The sequence below is a fragment of the Streptomyces sp. NBC_00005 genome, from assembly GCF_045160215.1.
Lineage (GTDB): Bacteria > Actinomycetota > Actinomycetes > Streptomycetales > Streptomycetaceae > Streptomyces.
Genome location: NZ_CP108316.1, coordinates 6805789 through 6823485 on the forward strand (window position 1 = coordinate 6805789; position 17697 = coordinate 6823485).

General features: G+C 69.9%; 13 protein-coding genes. 4 read left to right on the forward strand and 9 right to left on the reverse strand.

Annotation, left to right across the window (positions count from 1 at the left end; all coding sequences use genetic code 11):
* Positions 1 to 44: 44 nt before the first annotated feature.
* The 4 genes from OG303_RS31320 to OG303_RS31335 form a co-directional block, all read right to left on the reverse strand.
* Positions 45 to 1994, reverse strand: a complete 1950-nt coding sequence (locus OG303_RS31320) for a substrate-binding domain-containing protein (RefSeq protein ID WP_405872567.1) — start codon at positions 1992 to 1994, stop codon at positions 45 to 47.
* Positions 1984 to 3513 (reverse strand): sugar ABC transporter ATP-binding protein, encoded by a 1530-nt coding sequence (locus tag OG303_RS31325; RefSeq protein WP_405872568.1) that lies wholly within the window; start codon positions 3511 to 3513, stop codon positions 1984 to 1986. Before OG303_RS31325 ends, OG303_RS31320 begins: the two co-directional genes overlap by 11 nt.
* Positions 3510 to 4526, reverse strand: a complete 1017-nt coding sequence (locus OG303_RS31330) for a LacI family DNA-binding transcriptional regulator (RefSeq protein WP_405872569.1) — start codon at positions 4524 to 4526, stop codon at positions 3510 to 3512. Before OG303_RS31330 ends, OG303_RS31325 begins: the two co-directional genes overlap by 4 nt.
* A gap of 157 nt (positions 4527 to 4683) precedes the next feature.
* Entirely contained in the window at positions 4684 to 5208 is a 525-nt protein-coding gene (locus OG303_RS31335; protein WP_405872571.1) for a hypothetical protein, read from the reverse strand.
* Positions 5209 to 5299: 91 nt separating this feature from the next.
* Here OG303_RS31335 and OG303_RS31340 point away from each other — a divergent pair, with 91 nt between their 5' ends.
* Together OG303_RS31340 and OG303_RS31345 are read left to right on the forward strand one after the other, a co-directional pair.
* Complete coding sequence (locus OG303_RS31340; RefSeq protein WP_405872572.1) at positions 5300 to 7558, forward strand: ATP-dependent RecD-like DNA helicase; 2259 nt, start codon at positions 5300 to 5302, stop codon at positions 7556 to 7558.
* A 261-nt stretch (positions 7559 to 7819) separates the two neighbouring features.
* Positions 7820 to 9109: a citrate synthase gene (locus OG303_RS31345; protein WP_405872573.1), complete on the forward strand. Its 1290-nt coding sequence runs from the start codon at positions 7820 to 7822 to the stop codon at positions 9107 to 9109.
* Positions 9110 to 9749: 640 nt separating this feature from the next.
* Here OG303_RS31345 and OG303_RS31350 read toward each other — a convergent pair.
* The 3 genes from OG303_RS31350 to OG303_RS31360 all read right to left on the reverse strand — a co-directional run bounded on the left by OG303_RS31350 (position 9750) and on the right by OG303_RS31360 (position 13052).
* The gene (locus OG303_RS31350) at positions 9750 to 11999 is read right to left on the reverse strand and encodes a heavy metal translocating P-type ATPase (protein WP_405872575.1); all 2250 of its coding nucleotides are present in this window, start codon (positions 11997 to 11999) and stop codon (positions 9750 to 9752) included.
* A gap of 20 nt (positions 12000 to 12019) precedes the next feature.
* Complete coding sequence (locus tag OG303_RS31355) at positions 12020 to 12259, reverse strand: heavy-metal-associated domain-containing protein (protein WP_405872576.1); 240 nt, start codon at positions 12257 to 12259, stop codon at positions 12020 to 12022.
* Between the two features lie 130 nt (positions 12260 to 12389).
* The gene (locus tag OG303_RS31360; RefSeq protein ID WP_405872577.1) at positions 12390 to 13052 is read right to left on the reverse strand and encodes a TetR/AcrR family transcriptional regulator; all 663 of its coding nucleotides are present in this window, start codon (positions 13050 to 13052) and stop codon (positions 12390 to 12392) included.
* Positions 13053 to 13176: 124 nt separating this feature from the next.
* On the opposite strand from OG303_RS31360, the gene OG303_RS31365 reads away from it, so the two are divergent.
* Together OG303_RS31365 and OG303_RS31370 are read left to right on the forward strand one after the other, a co-directional pair.
* On the forward strand, positions 13177 to 15507 hold the full coding sequence (locus OG303_RS31365) for an MMPL family transporter (RefSeq protein WP_405872579.1): 2331 nt from the start codon (positions 13177 to 13179) through the stop codon (positions 15505 to 15507).
* A complete protein-coding gene (locus tag OG303_RS31370) occupies positions 15467 to 16510 on the forward strand; it encodes a zinc-dependent alcohol dehydrogenase family protein (RefSeq protein ID WP_405872580.1) in 1044 nt (347 codons plus the stop codon). Before OG303_RS31365 ends, OG303_RS31370 begins: the two co-directional genes overlap by 41 nt.
* On the opposite strand, the gene OG303_RS31375 is transcribed toward OG303_RS31370, so the two are convergent.
* Both OG303_RS31375 and OG303_RS31380 read right to left on the reverse strand, forming a co-directional pair.
* Positions 16491 to 17057, reverse strand: a complete 567-nt coding sequence (locus OG303_RS31375) for a GNAT family N-acetyltransferase (RefSeq protein WP_405872581.1) — start codon at positions 17055 to 17057, stop codon at positions 16491 to 16493. The genes OG303_RS31370 and OG303_RS31375 overlap by 20 nt on opposite strands.
* 91 nt (positions 17058 to 17148) lie before the next feature.
* A complete protein-coding gene (locus tag OG303_RS31380; RefSeq protein WP_356766841.1) occupies positions 17149 to 17349 on the reverse strand; it encodes a MerR family transcriptional regulator in 201 nt (66 codons plus the stop codon).
* Positions 17350 to 17697 lie beyond the last annotated feature (348 nt).

Here is a 17697-nt window from a genome sequence, read left to right on the forward strand (position 1 = left end):
GCAAGGCGGGCGGTTCCCGTGAACCGCCCGCCTCCTCGCCTGTGTCAGCCGCTGAAGCCGGCCACGTTCTCCTTCGTGACCACCTTCACCGGCACCTTCACCGTCTCCTGGACCTTCTTGCCCTGCAGGGCCTTCAGCGCGTTGTCCACGGCGATCCTGCCCAACTGGGTCGGCTGCTGCGCCACGGATGCGTACAGGGTGCCCTTCTTGACCGCCGTGAGGCCGTCGGGCGTGCCGTCGAATCCGATGACCTGGACCGACTTGCCGGCCTTGGAACCCAGCGCCTTGATCGCGCCGAGCGCCATCTCGTCGTTGGCGGCGATGACGCCCTGGACGTCCGGGTGGGCCTGGAGCAGGTTCGACATCACGTCGAGACCCTTGGTGCGGTCGAAGTCGGCGGGCTGCTGGGCGACGACCTTGATACCCGGGTAGGCCTTGAGGCCCTTGGCGAAGCCCTCGGCGCGCTCGCGGGCGGCGGAGGTGCCCGCCTGGCCCTGCAGGATCACGATCTTGCCCTTGCCGCCGAGCTTCTCGCCGATCGTCCTGGCGGACAGTTCACCGCCCGCGACGTTGTCGGAGGCCACCAGGGTGTCCACCGTGGCCTTGTTGACGCCCCGGTCGACGGCGATGACCGGGATCTTCGCCTTGTCCGCGGCCTTCACGGAGTTGCTCGCCGCGTCCGAGTCCACCGGGTTGACGATGATCGCGCCGAGGTTCGAACTGGTGAAGTTCTGCAGCTGGTTGGCCTGCTGGGAGGCGTCGTTCTGGGCGTCCGTGACGGTCAGGTCCACGCCCAGCTTCTTCGCCTCGGCCTGGGCGCCCGCCCGGATCTGCACGAAGAAGGGGTTGTTGAGGGTGGACAGGGACAGCCCCATCTTCGGGTTGGCCGTGGACGAGGAACCGTTGTGCAGGAAGGAGGTCGCGCCCACGATCGCCACGGTGACGACCGCCGCCAGTGCGTACGTCCCCGCCTGCCTGCCCTTGTTGCCACCCGTGCCGGCGGCCACCGGCGTCGCACCGGCCTTGCGGCGCAGGGTGTCCAGGAGCACCGCCAGCGCGATGACGACACCGATGACGACCTGCTGCCAGAAGGCGGACACGTTCAGGAGGTTGAGGCCGTTGCGCAGCACCGCCAGGATCAGCGCGCCGATCAGGGTGCCGGAGGCCTTGCCCGTACCGCCGGCCAGGGACGCTCCGCCGATGACGACCGCGGCGATCGCGTCCAGCTCGTAGCCGTCGGCGGCCTGCGGCTGCGCGGAGGAGAGGCGGGCGGCGAGGACGATGCCGGCGACCGCGGCGAACAGACCGGAGAAGGCGTAGATCGCGAGCTTCTGCTTCTTCACGCGCAGACCGGAGAGGCGGGCGGCCTCCTCGTTGCCGCCGATCGCGTACATGGAGCGGCCGATGTACGTCCGGCCGAGCACGAACGCGGCGATCAGACCCATCACGATCATGACCAGCACCGGTACGGGCAGCCAGCCGCCCAGCGTGTCGCCGAGGTGCGAGACCGAGTCCGGGAAGGGGATCGGGGAGCCCTCGGAGACGACCAGCGACAGACCGCGGGCCACCGACAGCATGGCGAGCGTCGCGATGAACGGCGGCAGCTTCCCGTACGCGATCAGGAAGCCGTTGACCAGACCGGCCACGATGCCGGTGGCGACGGCCAGGACGACCGCTATGACGACCGGTACGCCGTGCGAAGTCGCGCTCCAGGCAAGGACGGTGGCCGACAGCGCCGCCACCGAACCCACCGACAGGTCGATGCCCGCCGAGACGATCACGAAGGTGACGCCGAAGGCGAGGACGGCGGTCACGGCCGCCTGCACGCCCACGTTCAGGAGGTTGTCCGTGGTCAGGAAGTCCCCGGAGAGCGCCGACAGGGCGATGACGAGGACGATCAGCGCGGTGAGCGCACCGTTGTCGAGGAGGAGGCGGCGCAGGCCGCCTGTGGCGCCACCGGCGCCCGTTGTGCTCTTGAGCGTGTCAGTGGCCACGGCTGGCCTCCGTTTCCGTCTTCTCGTTCACGGGGTTGCTTACGGCGAGCGCCATCACGGCGTCCTGAGTGGCCTCGTCGGCCGCGAGTTCGCCCGCGATCCGGCCCTGGGCCATCACCAGCACCCGGTCGCTCATGCCGAGGACTTCCGGGAGATCGCTGGAGATCATCAGGACGGCGGCTCCGGCGGCCGTCAGCTCGTTGATCAGCTGGTAGATCTCGACCTTGGCGCCGACGTCGATGCCGCGCGTGGGCTCGTCGAGAATCAGCACCTTGGTGTCCGCGAGGAGCCACTTGCCGATGACGACCTTCTGCTGGTTGCCGCCGGACAACGTCCGTACGTGCTGGCCGAGTCCGGCCATCCGCACACCGAGCTGCTCGGCGATCCGGGCGGCCGACCCGTGCTGGGCCTTGAGGTCGACGAGCCCCGCGCGCGTGGCGGCCCGCATGGTCACCAGGCCGAGGTTCTCCTCGACGGACGCGTCGAGCACCAGCCCCTGTCCCTTGCGGTCCTCGGGCACGAGCCCGATACCGGCCGTCATGGCGGCGTTGACGTCTCCCCGCCGCACCTCGGATCCGGAGACCTTCACGGCCCCCTTGTCGTACGGATCCGCGCCGAACACGGCCCGTACGACCTCCGTACGGCCCGCTCCGACCAGCCCCGCGATGCCGACGACCTCACCGGCGTGCACCTCGAAGCTGACGTCGTGGAAGACGCCGGCGCGGGTCAGCCCCTCGACGGTGAGCAACGCGGCGCCCGTCTCGGGCTGTTCACGCGGGTACTGCTGCTCGATGGAACGGCCCACCATGAGGCGTACGAGCTCGTCCTCGGGCGTGGCGGCGGGGACCTGCCCGACGGACTTGCCGTCGCGGATGACGGTCACCCGGTCCCCGAGGGCGGCGATCTCCTCCAGGTGGTGGGTGATGAACACGACCCCGACGCCGTCCTCGCGCAGATTGCGCACGATCGCGAAGAGCTTCTCGACCTCCTCGGAGGTGAGCACGGCGGTCGGCTCGTCCATGATCAGCACGCGCGCGTTCAGGCTGAGCGCCTTCGCGATCTCGACCATCTGCAGGCGCGCGATGCCGAGTTCACGCACGCGCGCGCGGGGCGACACGGTCACGCCGACCCGCTCCAGCAGGACGGCGGCGTCGGCCTCCATCGTCTTCCGGTCGATCATCCCGAAGCGGCGCGGCTGTCGCCCCAGGAAGATGTTCTCGGCGACCGTGAGGTCGGGTACGAGGTTGAACTCCTGGTAGATCGTGGCGATCCCGAGGCGCTCGGAGTCCTGCGCACCATGGATGCGCACCTCCTCGCCGCCGACCAGGATCCGCCCGGCGTCGGGCGTGTAGGCGCCGGAGAGCATCTTGATGAGGGTGCTCTTGCCCGCGCCGTTCTCACCGAGCAGCACGTGCACCTCGCCCCGGCGCAGGTCGAAGTCGACGCTGTCGAGCGCGACCACCCCGGGGAAGGTCTTCCGTATGCCTTCGATGCGCAGCAACTCGTCCGCGTTGCTCACGACTGGCTCCTGTTCGTTACGGGGGACTCGCCGCACGAGCGGCGTACGACGAGATGGGCGGAGAGGGCGGCGGACTGCGGGGGCCGCCCCTCGATGCGGTCGACCAGCGCGCGCACGGCGGCGCGCCCCAGCTCGCCCGTGGGCTGGGCGATCGCGGTGATCGGCGGATCGGTGTGCACGAACCACGGGATGTCGTCGAAGGCGGCCAGCGCGATGTCGTCGGGAACGCGCATTCCACGCGCGCGTACGGCGTCCAGTGCGCCGAGTGCCATCAGGTTGTCGGCGGCGAAGACGACCTCGGGCGGCTCGGGCAGGTCGAGGAAGCCGTCGGTGACCCGCCGCCCGCTCTCGGCCTGGAAGTCGCCCTGGCCGATGTAGGCGTCGGGGAGGGGGATCCCGTACTCGGCCATGGCCTCCCGGAAGGCCTCGACGCGCTCACTGCCGGTCGTGGTCGCCGCCGGGCCCGCGATGATCGCGAGCCTGCGGTGCCCCAGCCCGTGCAGATGCGCGACGAGGTCCCGTATGGCGGCCCGCCCGTCGGCACGCACCACGGGTACGTCGACGCCCGGGATCCACCGGTCCACGAAGACCATCGGCGTCCCCGCGCGCGCGGCGTCCAGCATGAGGGGTGAGCCGCCGTCGGTGGGGGAGACCAGGAGCCCGTCGATACGGCGGTCCAGCAGGTTCCGTACGTGGTGGTCCTGGAGGTCGGGCCGCTCGTCGGCGTTGCCGATGATGACGCTGTAGCCGAGCGCGCGGGCCTCCTCCTCGACGGAGCGGGCCAGCTCGGTGAAGTAGGGGTTCATCACGTCGCTGATGACCAGCCCGAGGGTGTGGGTCTGGTCGGTGCGCAGGGAACGGGCGACGGCGTTCGGGCGGTAGCCCAGCACATCGACGGCGGCCAGCACGCGCGTGCGTGCGTCCGCGCTGACCGACGGATGGTCGTTCAGAACACGCGACACCGTGGCGACGGAAACGCCCGCCTCGGCAGCGACGTCCTTGATGCTCGCCATCGCCGCTCCACCTCCTCGTGGAATCGATTACATCGACGTGTACGAAGGATTGGAATCGATTACATGGCGGAGAAGCAAGGGGTGGGGACTGGCCGAAACCCAATCGTGACCGGGACGGCACCCCGCCCAGGGGCGGGGGGATCGGTCTACCGGCCGGTCAGAGCCACTTGACGACCGCGAGGGCGATCAGCGCGGCGAGAGCGCCGAGCCCGCCGAGGATCCCGACGCCGATGGCGATCTTCACGCTCGCGGGCTTGGCCTCCCGCCAGCCCAGCTCCCCGGCCGCGCCCCGGATCAGACGGTGCCCCTCGGCGGAGGAGAAGGTGTACTGCTCGGACTGCCCGGAGTCGCCGAAGGTCCGCTGCGAGGTGACGGACATGCTCCGGCCGACGGACACCGTCTTCCCCAGGCGCACGCCGCCCGGGCCCGCTTCGTACTCGACGGTGCGCACGACATCCGTCATCGTGAAGATCTTGTCCGCCGGGCGCAGCGCGATGCGGTAGGTGTGCACCTGGCTGACCCGGCGACGGGTCAACAGCTCCTGCCACTGCGGGACGTCGACGTCCACGGTCAGGTCGAACCCGGGTTCCGTACGGCGCATCCGGTACGGCGTGCCCGCGACCGCTGCCTCGATGCGGGCGTACAACTCTTGGGCAGAACCTGCGCTGTTGGCGTCCATCACGGCCACGGAGCGTAACAGCGCGGTAGGGGCGCACCAACGGGTGGCCCCCGAACCCCCTGCCGTTGTCACACCTCACCGGTACCGTCGGATCATGGCTGAACAGGCGGGGAATCCCACGGGCGAACGGCGGCAGGCCGTGCTCGAGGGCGTCCTGGAGCGGATCACGTACGCCAACGAGGACAACGGCTACACGGTCGCCCGCGTCGACACCGGCAGAGGAGCCGGCGACCTCCTCACGGTCGTCGGCGCGCTGCTCGGTGCCCAGGTCGGCGAGTCCCTGCGCATGGAGGGGCGTTGGGGCTCCCACCCGCAGTACGGCAAGCAGTTCACCGTCGAGAACTACACGACCCTGCTCCCCGCCACGGTCCAGGGCATCCGCCGCTATCTCGGATCCGGTCTGGTCAAGGGCATCGGCCCCATCTTCGCCGACCGCATCACCCAGCACTTCGGCCTGGACACCCTGAAGATCATCGAGAAGGAGCCCAAGCGCCTCATCGAGGTCCCCGGGCTCGGCCCCAAGCGCACGAAGAAGATCGCCGAAGCCTGGGAGGAGCAGAAGGCGATCAAGGAGGTCATGCTCTTCCTCCAGACCGTCGAGGTGTCCACCTCCATCGCCGTGCGCATCTACAAGAAGTACGGCGACGCGTCGATCTCCGTGGTCAAGAACCAGCCCTACCGCCTCGCGTCCGACGTCTGGGGCATCGGCTTCCTCACCGCCGACAAGATCGCCCAGTCCGTCGGCATCCCGCACGACAGCCCGGAGCGCGTGAAGGCCGGCCTGCAGTACGCGCTGTCGCAGGCCACCGACCAGGGCAACTGCTATCTGCCCGAGGAGCAGTTGATCGCCGACGCGGTGAAGCTGCTGCAGGTCGACACCGGCCTGGTCATCGAATGCCTCGCCGAACTGGCGCAGCCGCCCGAGGAAGGCGAGGACCCCGGTGTCGTACGGGAGAAGGTGCCGGGCCCGGACGGCGGGGACCCGGTGACCGCCGTCTACCTCGTCCCCTTCCACCGTGCCGAACTCTCCCTCGCCGCCCAGCTGTTGCGCCTCCTGCGCACCGACGAGGACCGGATGCCCGGCTTCCACGACGTGGACTGGGACAAGGCGCAGGCCTGGCTGAAGGGCCGTACGGGCGCGGACCTCGCCCCGGAGCAGGAGGCCGCCGTCAAGCTCGCGTTGACCAAGAAGGTCGCCGTGCTGACCGGCGGGCCGGGCTGCGGCAAGTCCTTCACGGTCCGCTCGATCGTGGAGCTGGCCCGCGCCAAGAAGGCCAGGGTGGTCCTGGCCGCCCCCACCGGCCGCGCCGCCAAGCGCCTGGCCGAGCTCACCGGCGCCGAGGCCTCCACCGTCCACCGCCTGCTGGAGCTGAAGCCCGGCGGCGACGCGGCGTACGACAAGGACCGCCCGCTGGACGCCGACCTGGTGGTCGTCGACGAGGCCTCCATGCTGGACCTGCTGCTCGCCAACAAGCTGGTGAAAGCGGTCGCGCCGGGCGCCCACCTCCTCTTCGTCGGGGACGTCGACCAGCTGCCCAGCGTCGGCGCCGGCGAGGTCCTGCGCGACCTGCTCGCCGACGGCAGCCCGATCCCCGCCGTGCGCCTCACGCGCGTGTTCCGCCAGGCCCAGCAGTCCGGCGTGGTCACCAACGCGCACCGGATCAACTCCGGGCAGCACCCGGTCACCGACGGCATGAAGGACTTCTTCCTCTTCGTCGAGGACGAGACGGAGGAGGCGGGGCGGCTCACCGTGGACGTGGCCTCCCGTCGAATTCCGGCCAAGTTCGGGCTCGACCCGCGCCGCGACGTCCAGGTCCTCGCGCCCATGCACCGCGGCCCCGCCGGCGCCGGCACGCTCAACGGCCTGCTCCAGCAGGCCATCACCCCCGGCCGCCCCGACCTGCCCGAGAAGCGGTTCGGCGGGCGGGTCTTCCGTGTCGGCGACAAGGTCACCCAGATTCGCAACAATTACGAGAAGGGCAAGAACGGTGTCTTCAACGGCACCGTCGGCGTGGTCACCTCGCTCGACCCGGTCGACCAGCGCCTGACGGTGCTGACCGACGAGGACGAGGAGGTTCCGTACGAATTCGACGAACTCGACGAGCTGGCCCACGCGTACGCGGTGACCATCCACCGCTCGCAGGGGAGTGAATATCCGGCCGTGGTGATCCCGGTGACCACCAGCGCCTGGATGATGCTTCAACGCAACCTCCTCTACACGGCGGTCACGCGGGCCAAGAAGCTGGTCGTCCTCGTCGGTTCCCGCAAGGCGATCGGCCAGGCGGTGCGCACGGTGTCGGCGGGACGGCGCTGCACGACGCTCGACTTCCGGCTCTCACCGAGACCGCTGTGAGGGCTCTCGCGATACCTTCGACCCCCTGTGGGGCCCCTTTGGGACAGGCATCACAAAAAATGATCGATCAAATGAGTCGCGAAGGTCACAGAGCACTTCCGGATGGGGAATCAAGGGGGCAGGATGAGCAAGTTGGCGGCACTCAGTGCCGCCGATAGACCCGATGGTCGGCCCCGAGTGCACTCTCCTGAGCCAATTGGGGGATGGTAGAGACAGTCAGGGCAACCTCGAAGATGAGGCACTACGTCGGTGAGGGAAGACGTGAGCGACAACTCTGTAGTACTGCGGTACGGCGACGGCGAGTACACCTACCCGGTGATCAACAGCACCGTCGGTGACAAGGGCTTCGACATCGGGAAGCTCCGCGCCCAGACCGGTCTGGTGACACTGGACAGCGGTTACGGGAACACTGCCGCCTATAAATCCGCCGTCACTTACCTCGACGGCGAGGCGGGCATCCTCCGGTACCGCGGCTATCCGATCGAGCAGCTGGCGGAGCGCTCGACCTTCCTGGAGGTCGCCTACCTGCTGATCAACGGTGAGCTCCCGACCGTCGACGAGCTCTCCTCGTTCAAGAACGAGATCACGCAGCACACCCTGCTGCACGAGGACGTCAAGAACTTCTACAAGGGCTTCCCGCGCGACGCCCACCCGATGGCCATGCTGTCGTCGGTCGTCTCGGCGCTGTCCACGTTCTACCAGGACAGCCACAACCCCTTCGACGAGAAGCAGCGCAACCTCTCGACGATCCGCCTGCTCGCCAAGCTCCCGACGATCGCGGCGTACGCGTACAAGAAGTCGATCGGCCACCCGTTCGTCTACCCGCGCAACGACCTCGGTTACGTCGAGAACTTCCTGCGCATGACCTTCTCGGTCCCCGCCCAGGAGTACGACCTCGACCCGGTCGTCGTCTCCGCGCTCGACAAGCTGCTGATCCTGCACGCGGACCACGAGCAGAACTGTTCGACGTCCACGGTCCGCCTGGTCGGCTCGTCGCAGGCGAACATGTTCGCGTCGATCTCGGCCGGCATCAACGCCCTGTGGGGCCCGCTGCACGGCGGTGCCAACCAGTCCGTGCTGGAGATGCTCGAGGGCATCCAGGCCAACGGCGGCGACGTCGACTCCTTCATCCGCAAGGTGAAGAACAAGGAGGACGGCGTCCGCCTGATGGGCTTCGGCCACCGGGTGTACAAGTCCTTCGACCCGCGCGCGAAGATCATCAAGGCCGCCGCGCACGACGTCCTCTCGGCCCTCGGCAAGTCCGACGAGCTGCTGGACATCGCGCTCAAGCTGGAGGAGCACGCGCTCTCCGACGACTACTTCGTCTCGCGCAACCTCTACCCGAACGTCGACTTCTACACCGGCCTGATCTACCGCGCCATGGGCTTCCCGACCGAGATGTTCACGGTCCTGTTCGCCCTCGGCCGCCTCCCGGGCTGGATCGCCCAGTGGCACGAGATGATCAAGGAGCCGGGCTCCCGCATCGGCCGCCCGCGCCAGATCTACACGGGCGTCGTCGAGCGCGACTTCGTTCCGGTCGAGGAGCGCTGACACCTGCCGGTTGGGGGGTGCCGCTTTGCCGGTGCCCCCACCGATGGGGCCAGTCGTCATGGGCGTACTGGCACAGACGTAAAAGTGAAGACGTGAAAGAAGAAGGCGCCCTGGCGGCGGTCCCCCCACGGGCCGACGTCCAGGGCGCCTTCCCATGTCCCGGTGCGGATTCCCCCCACGGGATCCGGCCGGGCGTCTGCGAGGACAGCGCCTGAATCGCTGTTGAGTGTGACGAGTGTTGAGCAGAATGAGCGAAACTCGTCGTACTCATGGGTGTGCGGTCTGCCGGGACAACGCACGCTCGGGAGGGCCGCTCAAAGCTCCCCGGTGTACGTGCCCCGGCAACGCAACTCTGAGGAAGTCCCCCAAGACATCCTCAGACGCCAGGAAACGCCCCCCAAGACGCTGCCTGACATCGTCAACTTAGACCTTCGAACCCCTTCGATGGTTACGTTCACATCACTGTGATCTGCGTCTCTTGCATATGTCCGTTAGATACGCAAGAGCCCCGATATGCCGATCGGGGCCCAAGCGTAAGGAAGATGCGCGAGCCTTGTGAAGAGCTTATGTGAGGCGGGCGCCGGACTCCAGAGGTGCTCTCACCTCGACTTCGACTAACCGCCGGTAACCTCGCTGCAGTTCAGCGGAACGTCCTGAGCCGAAGGCTGTTCGTCACCACGAACACCGACGAGAAGGCCATCGCGGCCCCGGCGATCATCGGATTCAGCAGCCCGGCGGCGGCCAGTGGCAGCGCGGCGACGTTGTATCCGAAGGCCCACACGAGGTTGCCCTTGATGGTCGACAGCGTCTTCCGGGACAGCCGGATCGCGTCCGCGGCCACCCGCAGATCCCCGCGCACCAGCGTCAGATCGCCGGCCTCGATCGCCGCGTCCGTCCCCGTGCCCATCGCGAGCCCCAGATCGGCGGTGGCCAGCGCCGCCGCGTCGTTGACCCCGTCGCCGACCATGGCGACCGTCCGCCCCTCGCCCTGCAGCCGCCGCACAGCCTCGACCTTGTCCTCGGGCAGGACCTCCGCGATCACCTGCTCGATGCCGACGGCGTGCGCCACCGCCTCGGCCACCACCCGGTTGTCCCCGGTCAGCAGTACCGGCGTGAGCCCCAGTGCGCGCAGCTCGCGCACCGCCTCCGCGCTGGTCTCCTTGATCGCGTCGGCGACGGCGACGACACCGCGTGCCACTCCGTCCCAGCCGACCACGACGGCCGTACGTCCGTCCCTCTCGGCCTGGTCCTTGGCGTGGGCCAGCTCCTCGGGCAGGTCGGCGAACAGCCGCCCCACGGCCACGTCACGGCCCTCCACGCGGCCACGTGCGCCCCGCCCGGGTACGTTCTCGAACCCCTCGACCGCCGGGAGCCGCCCGACCCGCTCCTCGGCGCCCGCGGCGACAGCCCGGGCGACGGGATGCTCGGAGGCGTGCTCGACGGCGCCCGCGAGCCGCAGCACCTCCGTCTCGTCGGCTTCGGCGGCGACGTACACCTCGTGGAGGGTCATGCGACCGGTGGTGACCGTTCCGGTCTTGTCGAGCACCACGGTGTCGACGCGGCGCGTGGACTCCAGGACCTCGGGACCCTTGATGAGGATGCCGAGTTGGGCCCCGCGCCCCGTGCCGACCATCAGCGCGGTCGGCGTGGCCAGGCCCAGCGCGCACGGGCAGGCGATGATCAGGACCGCGACGGCGGCGGTGAACGCGGCGACGGTGTCGCCCGTGACGCCGAGCCACACCCCGAACGTACCGACCGCGATCAGGATGACGACCGGCACGAAGACCGCCGAGATCCGGTCGGCGAGCCGCTGCACCTCGGCCTTGCCGTTCTGCGCGTCCTCCACCAGCTTCGCCATCCGCGCGAGCTGCGTGTCGGCGCCCACGCGCGTGGCCTCGACGACGAGCCGGCCGCCGGCGTTGACCGTGGCCCCGGTGACGGCGTCGCCCACGCCCACGTCCACCGGCACCGACTCGCCGGTCAGCATCGAGGCGTCCACGGCGGACGCGCCCTCGACGACGGTGCCGTCGGTCGCGATCTTCTCCCCGGGCCGTACGACGAAGTGGTCCCCAACGGCCAGTCGGGACACGGGGATACGGGTCTCACGGCCATCGCGCAGTACGGACACGTCCTTGGCGCCGAGCTCCATCAGCGCCCTGAGCGCCGCTCCCGCACGCCGCTTGGACCGGGCCTCCAGATAGCGGCCGAGCAGGATGAAGGCGACGACGCCGGCGGCGACCTCCAGATAGATCGTGGAGGCGCCGTCCATGCGGGAGACGGTGAACCGGAACTCGTCGCGCATGCCCGGCATGCCCGCGTCGCCGAGGAACAGCGCCCACAGCGACCAGCCGAACGCGGCCAGGGTGCCGACCGAGACCAACGTGTCCATGGTGGCCGCGCCGTGCCGGGCGTTCGTCCAGGCCGCCCGGTGGAAGGGCAGCCCGCCCCAGACGACCACGGGTGCGGCGAGGGTGAGCGCCAGCCACTGCCAGTTGTCGAACTGCAGGGCCGGGATCATCGACAGCAGCACGACGGGGAGTGCGAGCAGGGCGGAGACGGTGAAACGCCGCCGGTAGGACGCCAGTTCGGGGTCCTCGGCGGTCTCGTGCTCGGCGGGCTCCGGCAGTGGCGGGGGCGGCTCCTCGGCGGTGTACCCCGTCTTGACCACGGTGGCGACCAGGTCGGCGACCTGGACGCCCGCGGGGTAGGTGACCTTCGCCTTCTCCGTCGCGAAGTTCACCGTGGCGGTGACGCCGTCCATGCGGTTGAGCTTCTTCTCGACGCGGGCCGCGCAGGAGGCGCAGGTCATCCCGCCGATGAGCAGCTCGACCTCGGAGGCGTCCGCTGCCGTGCGTATCGGTGCCGGTGACTCGGTGGTGATGCTGGTCATCTCGGGTACCCGCGCTCCGGTCAGGCCTGGCCGACGAGTTCGAAACCCGCCTCGTCGACCGCCGCGCGCACCGCGGCCTCGTCGAGCGGGGCCGCGGAGACCACGGTGACCTCACCGGACGCGGCGACGGCCTGCACCGAGCTGACGCCGGGGAGCTCGGAGATCTCACCGGAGACGGAACCCTCGCAGTGTCCGCAGCTCATCCCGCTCACCTTGTAGACGGCGGTGACGGTACCCGGGGTGTCGGTCTGGGCGGTCATGTCGTTCTCCTCGTCGAGGCATGTGGGGCTGAGGGGGCCCACGGGGGCCCTCCACGCTCAACACTATACCCCTAGGGGGTACCTATCCAAGAGGACGCGACGGACGACGCGGTGGCGGTGGAGTGGTTGGTCAGACGGTTCGGGTCGCCGCGGAATCCGCCTTGCCGAGCCGGTCGCCGACCAGGGGTTCGAGATAGCGGACCAGTACGTTCTTGATCTCGTCCGTGTACGCCTCGCGCTCGGCGCCCTCGTGGGCGAGGAGCAGCTCCAGGCCCGCCTTGTACACCCCGAGGCAGACGTGTGCGGTACGGGTGAGGTCGGCCGGGGGTGCGTCCGGCAGCAGCGAGAGCAGCAGACCTTCGATGCGGGAGACCAGGGTCGCGTGCAGGGCGTCGTGCTCCTCGGCGATCCGGCCGGGGATGTCGGGGCCGTGCATCAGCGCGAAGAACACGGGGTGGTCGCAGCTGAAGGCGATGAACCGGTCGACGGCGGAGCCGACCGCCTCCTCCAGCGGGGTCGCCGGGTCGACCGGCGCGAGTGCCTCGCCGTACGCCTCCCGCATCTCGTGCATCAGCCGGTCGCCCAGCTCGATCGCGATCGCTTCCTTGTTCGGGAAGAACTGGTAGAGCGTGCCCGGTGATACGCCGGCCTCGCGGGCGATGGCGTTGGTGCTGGCGGCCGTGTACCCGGTCGTGCAGAAAACGTTGGCGGCGGCCTCGAGGAGCTGGGCGATACGGCGCTCGCCGCGGGCCTGGCGGCGGCGCGGCTGTTCCTTCTGAGAGTTGTCGGGCACGCGTTATCCCCAGATCTCCGAACGCCATTGACAAACGCGAGTGGTCGCTCGCATTCTGGAGAAACGCGAGCGATCTCTCGTGTTTTCCAGTTTACGGTTTCCACGGTGAAGGGGACACCGCACGATGACCGAAGTCAACAAGCCACCTCGCCCTGGGGGCTGGACCCGCTTCGTGACCGCCCGTCCGCGGTTGTCGCTGCTCGTCGCCCTGGTGATCACCGCGCTCGCCGTGCTGGCCGGCAGCGGGGTCGCCGACCGTCTCGGCAGCGGCGGCTGGGAGGACCCGGACGCCCAGTCGACGTACGCGACCAAGGCGCTGGAGCGCGAGTTCCCGGACTCCCAGCCCAACCTGCTGCTCCTGGTCGACTCGGGCCGCTCCTCGGTGGACGATCCCGCGGTCGCCGCCGAGGCCCGGCGCCTCACCGCGCGACTGGCCAAGGAGAAGGGCGTCATAGGCGTCGGCTCCTACTGGCAGGCCGCTCCCTCGGCGGCACCCGCCCTGCGCGCCAAGGACGGCCACGAGGCGCTGATCGCCGCGCACATCACGGGCGACGAGAAGGCGATGGGCGAGACCCTGGACCGCATCGCGCCCTCCTACCGGGGTGCGCACGGGCCGGTGAAGGTCAAGGTCGGCGGCCTCGTCGCCGTGCGGCACGAGATGCAGACGATCATCAAGGAGGACCTGACCCGTGCCGAGATGATCGCCCTGCCGGTGACGCTCGTGCTGCTGGTGATGGTCTTCGGCAGCGCGATCGCCGCCCTGCTGCCGCTGGGCGTCGGCATCGTCGCGATCCTGGGCACGAACGCGGTGCTGCGCGGGCTGACGGAGTTCACGGACGTGTCGGTCTTCGCGATGAACCTCACCACCGCCCTCGGCCTCGGACTGGCCATCGACTACGCGCTGTTCATCGTCCGCCGCTTCCGCGAGGAACTGTCCACCGGCGCCGAGCCGTTGACAGCCGTGGGCACCACCCTGCGCACGGCCGGCCGCACCGTCCTCTTCTCGGCGCTCACGGTCGCGGTCTCGCTCGCCGCGATGCTCGTCTTCCCGCAGTACTTCCTGCGGTCCTTCGCCTACGCCGGCATAGCGGTGGTCCTGCTCGCCGCCGGGGCCGCGCTGATCCTGCTCCCGGCGGCCCTGGTCCTGCTCGGCCATCGGGTCAACTCCCTGGATCTTCGCCGCCTGTTCCGGCGCGGGCGACCGGCGCGGACCTCCGGCGAGGAGGGCACCGCCTGGGCGCGGGCGGCGACCCTGGTCATGCGCCGGGCTCCGCTCTTCGCCGTCGCGACCACCGTCGTCCTGATCGTCCTCGGACTGCCCTTCCTGGGCGTGAAGTTCGGCACCGCGGACGACCGCCAGCTGCCCTCGGGCGCCGAGTCGCACGTCGTGCAGCAGCACCTCCGCGACGGCTTCCCGGGCAGCCCCGGCGGCGGTCTCGAGGTGCTCGCCGAGGGGAAGGCGACACCTGCCCAGTACACGGCGTACAAGGAGCGCATGGCCGCCCTGCCCGGTGTGCTGCGGGTCGACGGCCCGCTGGTGAAGGGGCAGTCGGCGTACTTCACCGTGCTGCCGAAGGGAGAGGCCGTCGACGCCGCGGCCCAGCGCCTGGTGGGCGAGCTGCGCACCACGGACGCCCCCTTCGACACCAAGGTGACCGGCACGGCAGCCGTTCTGGTCGACTCCAAGCACGCGATAGGCGAGCGCCTGCCCTGGGCGGCTGCCTTCATCGCGATCGTCACCCTGCTCCTGGTCTTCCTCCTGACCGGAAGCGTGCTGATACCGATCCAGGCGGTGGTGCTCAACGCGCTCAGTCTGACCGCCATGTTCGGCGCGGTGGTCTGGGTCTTCCAGGACGGCCACCTCTCCGGCCTGCTCGGCTTCACCAGCCCCGGCTCCATCGAGACGACCCTGCCGGTCCTGATGTTCTGCGTGGCCTTCGGCCTTTCCATGGACTACGGCGTCTTCCTGCTCTCCCGCATCAAGGAGGAGTACGACAGGACGGGCGACCACAACGAAGCGGTCCGGCACGGCCTGCAGCGCACGGGCGGGCTGATCACGGCGGCGGCGGTGATCCTGGCGGTGGTGATGGTCGCCATCGGGACGTCCCGGGTGACCAACACCAAGATGCTCGGGCTGGGCATCGCCCTGGCGGTCCTGATGGACGCGATGATCGTCCGCAGCCTGCTGGTTCCGGCGGTGATGCGGTTGACGGGGCGGGCGACGTGGTGGGCACCGGGCCCGCTGCGGAGGTTCCACGCGCGGTTCGGTTTGAGCGAGGGGGAGGACGAGCGCCCTGACAGGGGCGCGGTGAACGGCGCGACCAGCCACGATGTACCCGCAGACGCAGACGCAGACGCAGGCGCAGACGCAGATACGGACGCGGACGCGGATACAGACGGCGATGGGAGTGCACATGCGGGCAGTGGTGTTCGAGCGGTACGGGGAGCCGGCTGAGGTACGCGACGTGCCGGATCCGGAGCCCACCGAACACGGCGTCATCGTGAAGGTGGAAGCCACCGGCCTCTGCCGAAGCGACTGGCACGGCTGGCAGGGCCACGACCCGGACATCACGCTGCCGCATGTGCCGGGGCACGAACTCGCCGGTGTCGTCGAGGCGGTGGGCGCCCGGGTGACCGGGTGGCGCGCCGGCGACCGCGTCACCGTTCCCTTCGTGTGCGCCTGCGGAAGCTGCGCGGCGTGCGCGGCGGGGGACCAGCAGGTGTGCGAGCGGCAGACCCAGCCCGGGTTCACCCACTGGGGCTCGTTCGCGCAGTACGTGACGCTGGACCACGCCGACGTCAACCTGGTGACGGTCCCGGACGACATGGCCTACGCCACCGCCGCCTCCCTCGGCTGCCGGTTTGCCACGGCGTACCGCGCGGTGGTCCAGCAGGGCCGGGTCGCGGCGGGGGAGTGGGTCGCGGTGCACGGCTGCGGCGGTGTGGGCCTGTCCGCGGTGATGATCGCGGCGGCCTCGGGAGCGCGGGTGATCGCGGTGGACGTATCAGCTCAAGCCCTCGACCTGGCACGGAAGTTCGGCGCGGCGGAGTGCGTGGACGGGTCGACGGTGCCGGACACGGCCGCGGCGGTCCGCGAGCTGACCGGCGGTGGCGCCCATCTGTCCCTCGACGCCCTGGGCTCGCCCGTCACGTGCGCCGCCTCCGTGAACGGCCTGCGCCGTCGTGGCCGCCATGTCCAGGTGGGCCTGCTCCCGTCGTCCACCGGCACCACCCCCGTCCCGATGGCCCGCGCGATCGCCCTGGAGCTCGAACTCCTGGGCAGCCACGGCATGGCGGCGCACACCTACCCGCCGATGCTGGAGCTGGTGCGGGCGGGCGTGCTGCGCCCCGACCTCCTGGTGACCTCGGCCATCACCCTGGACGCGGCGCCCGCAGCGCTGGCGGCGATGGGGACGGCGCCGGGCGCGGGCGTGACGGTCATCGAGCCGTGGAGCTGAGGGCGGCCCACTCGCGGTCGAGGATGCCCATGAGCACCTCGTCGACCCACTCGCCGTCGCGCGACTGGGCCTCCCGCCGCACACCCTCGACCACGAATCCGACCTTCTCGTAGACGCGCCGGGCGCGGATGTTGTCGCCGTAGACGTCCAATCCGATGCGGTGGAGGCCGAGTTGCTCGAAGCCGTACCCGACGATGAGTCGGGTGGCCTCCGTGCCGACGCCGCGGTCACGGCCGCGAGGGCCGATGAGCGTACGGAAGTTGCAGCTGCGGGCGGTGGGGTCCCAGGCATTCAGGACGACCTCGCCGAGGAGTTCGCCGGTGACCGGGTCGGTGACGGCGAGGTCGAGCCGGTCGGGGGAGGTGGCCCGGGCGCCGTACAAGGACCGCAGGCGTTGCAAGGTCAGCTCCGTGGACGGCTCGAAGGTGAAGCGGACGACCTCGGGATCCTGGATGATCTCCCAGATCACGTCCGCGTCTGCCGCGGTGAAGGGCCGCAGCACGGTCTTCTCGCCGGTCAGGACCGGTTTGACGGAGAAGTTGCTCATGGGACGACTGTGCCCCACGCACAGGGTGGGGCACAGGTTCTTTTTCGGGAGGCGGAGGCCAGGAGGCCGAAAGTTGGGGGAGTTGGGGAGGTCAGTCGTCTCTGCGGCCGCGGTTTCCGGGTCTGGAGGCGACCCACGCCCGGACCGTGTCCGCGTACCAGAAGGGCTTGCCGCCCTCGACGTGGTCGGGCGGCGGCAGCAGCCCGTGCTTGCGGTAGGAACGCACGGTGTCCGGCTGCACCTTGATGTGCGCCGCGATCTCCTTGTACGACCAGAGCCTTCGGTCGGTCATGGGTAGCACCTCCGTGCGCGCACCGCGGGGGCGGCCGGAGGCGGCCGTCGGGGGAGCCGGGCGCTGCGCTGGCGATCACAAAGCCTGTGTCCCGTGAACGACGGCGAGCGAAGGCAGGGCAGGGCCTGTGAGCCGGATGTGACGCAAGACCCGCGTACACGCGACATGCGTGACACGGAGGGGGCGTTTGTGACACGAGTGCTGCAAAGGCGTACGCGGGCTCAAAGGCGTGGCGCGTTGACAGCGGTCGGCAGCACGTGAGTTGGGCGAAGTGGGCCGGACCCGCTGCGCAGGGCCCGGCCCACCAGCTCCCCCCGGTTCCCCGTGGCGGTGCCGTCGGAGACCTCC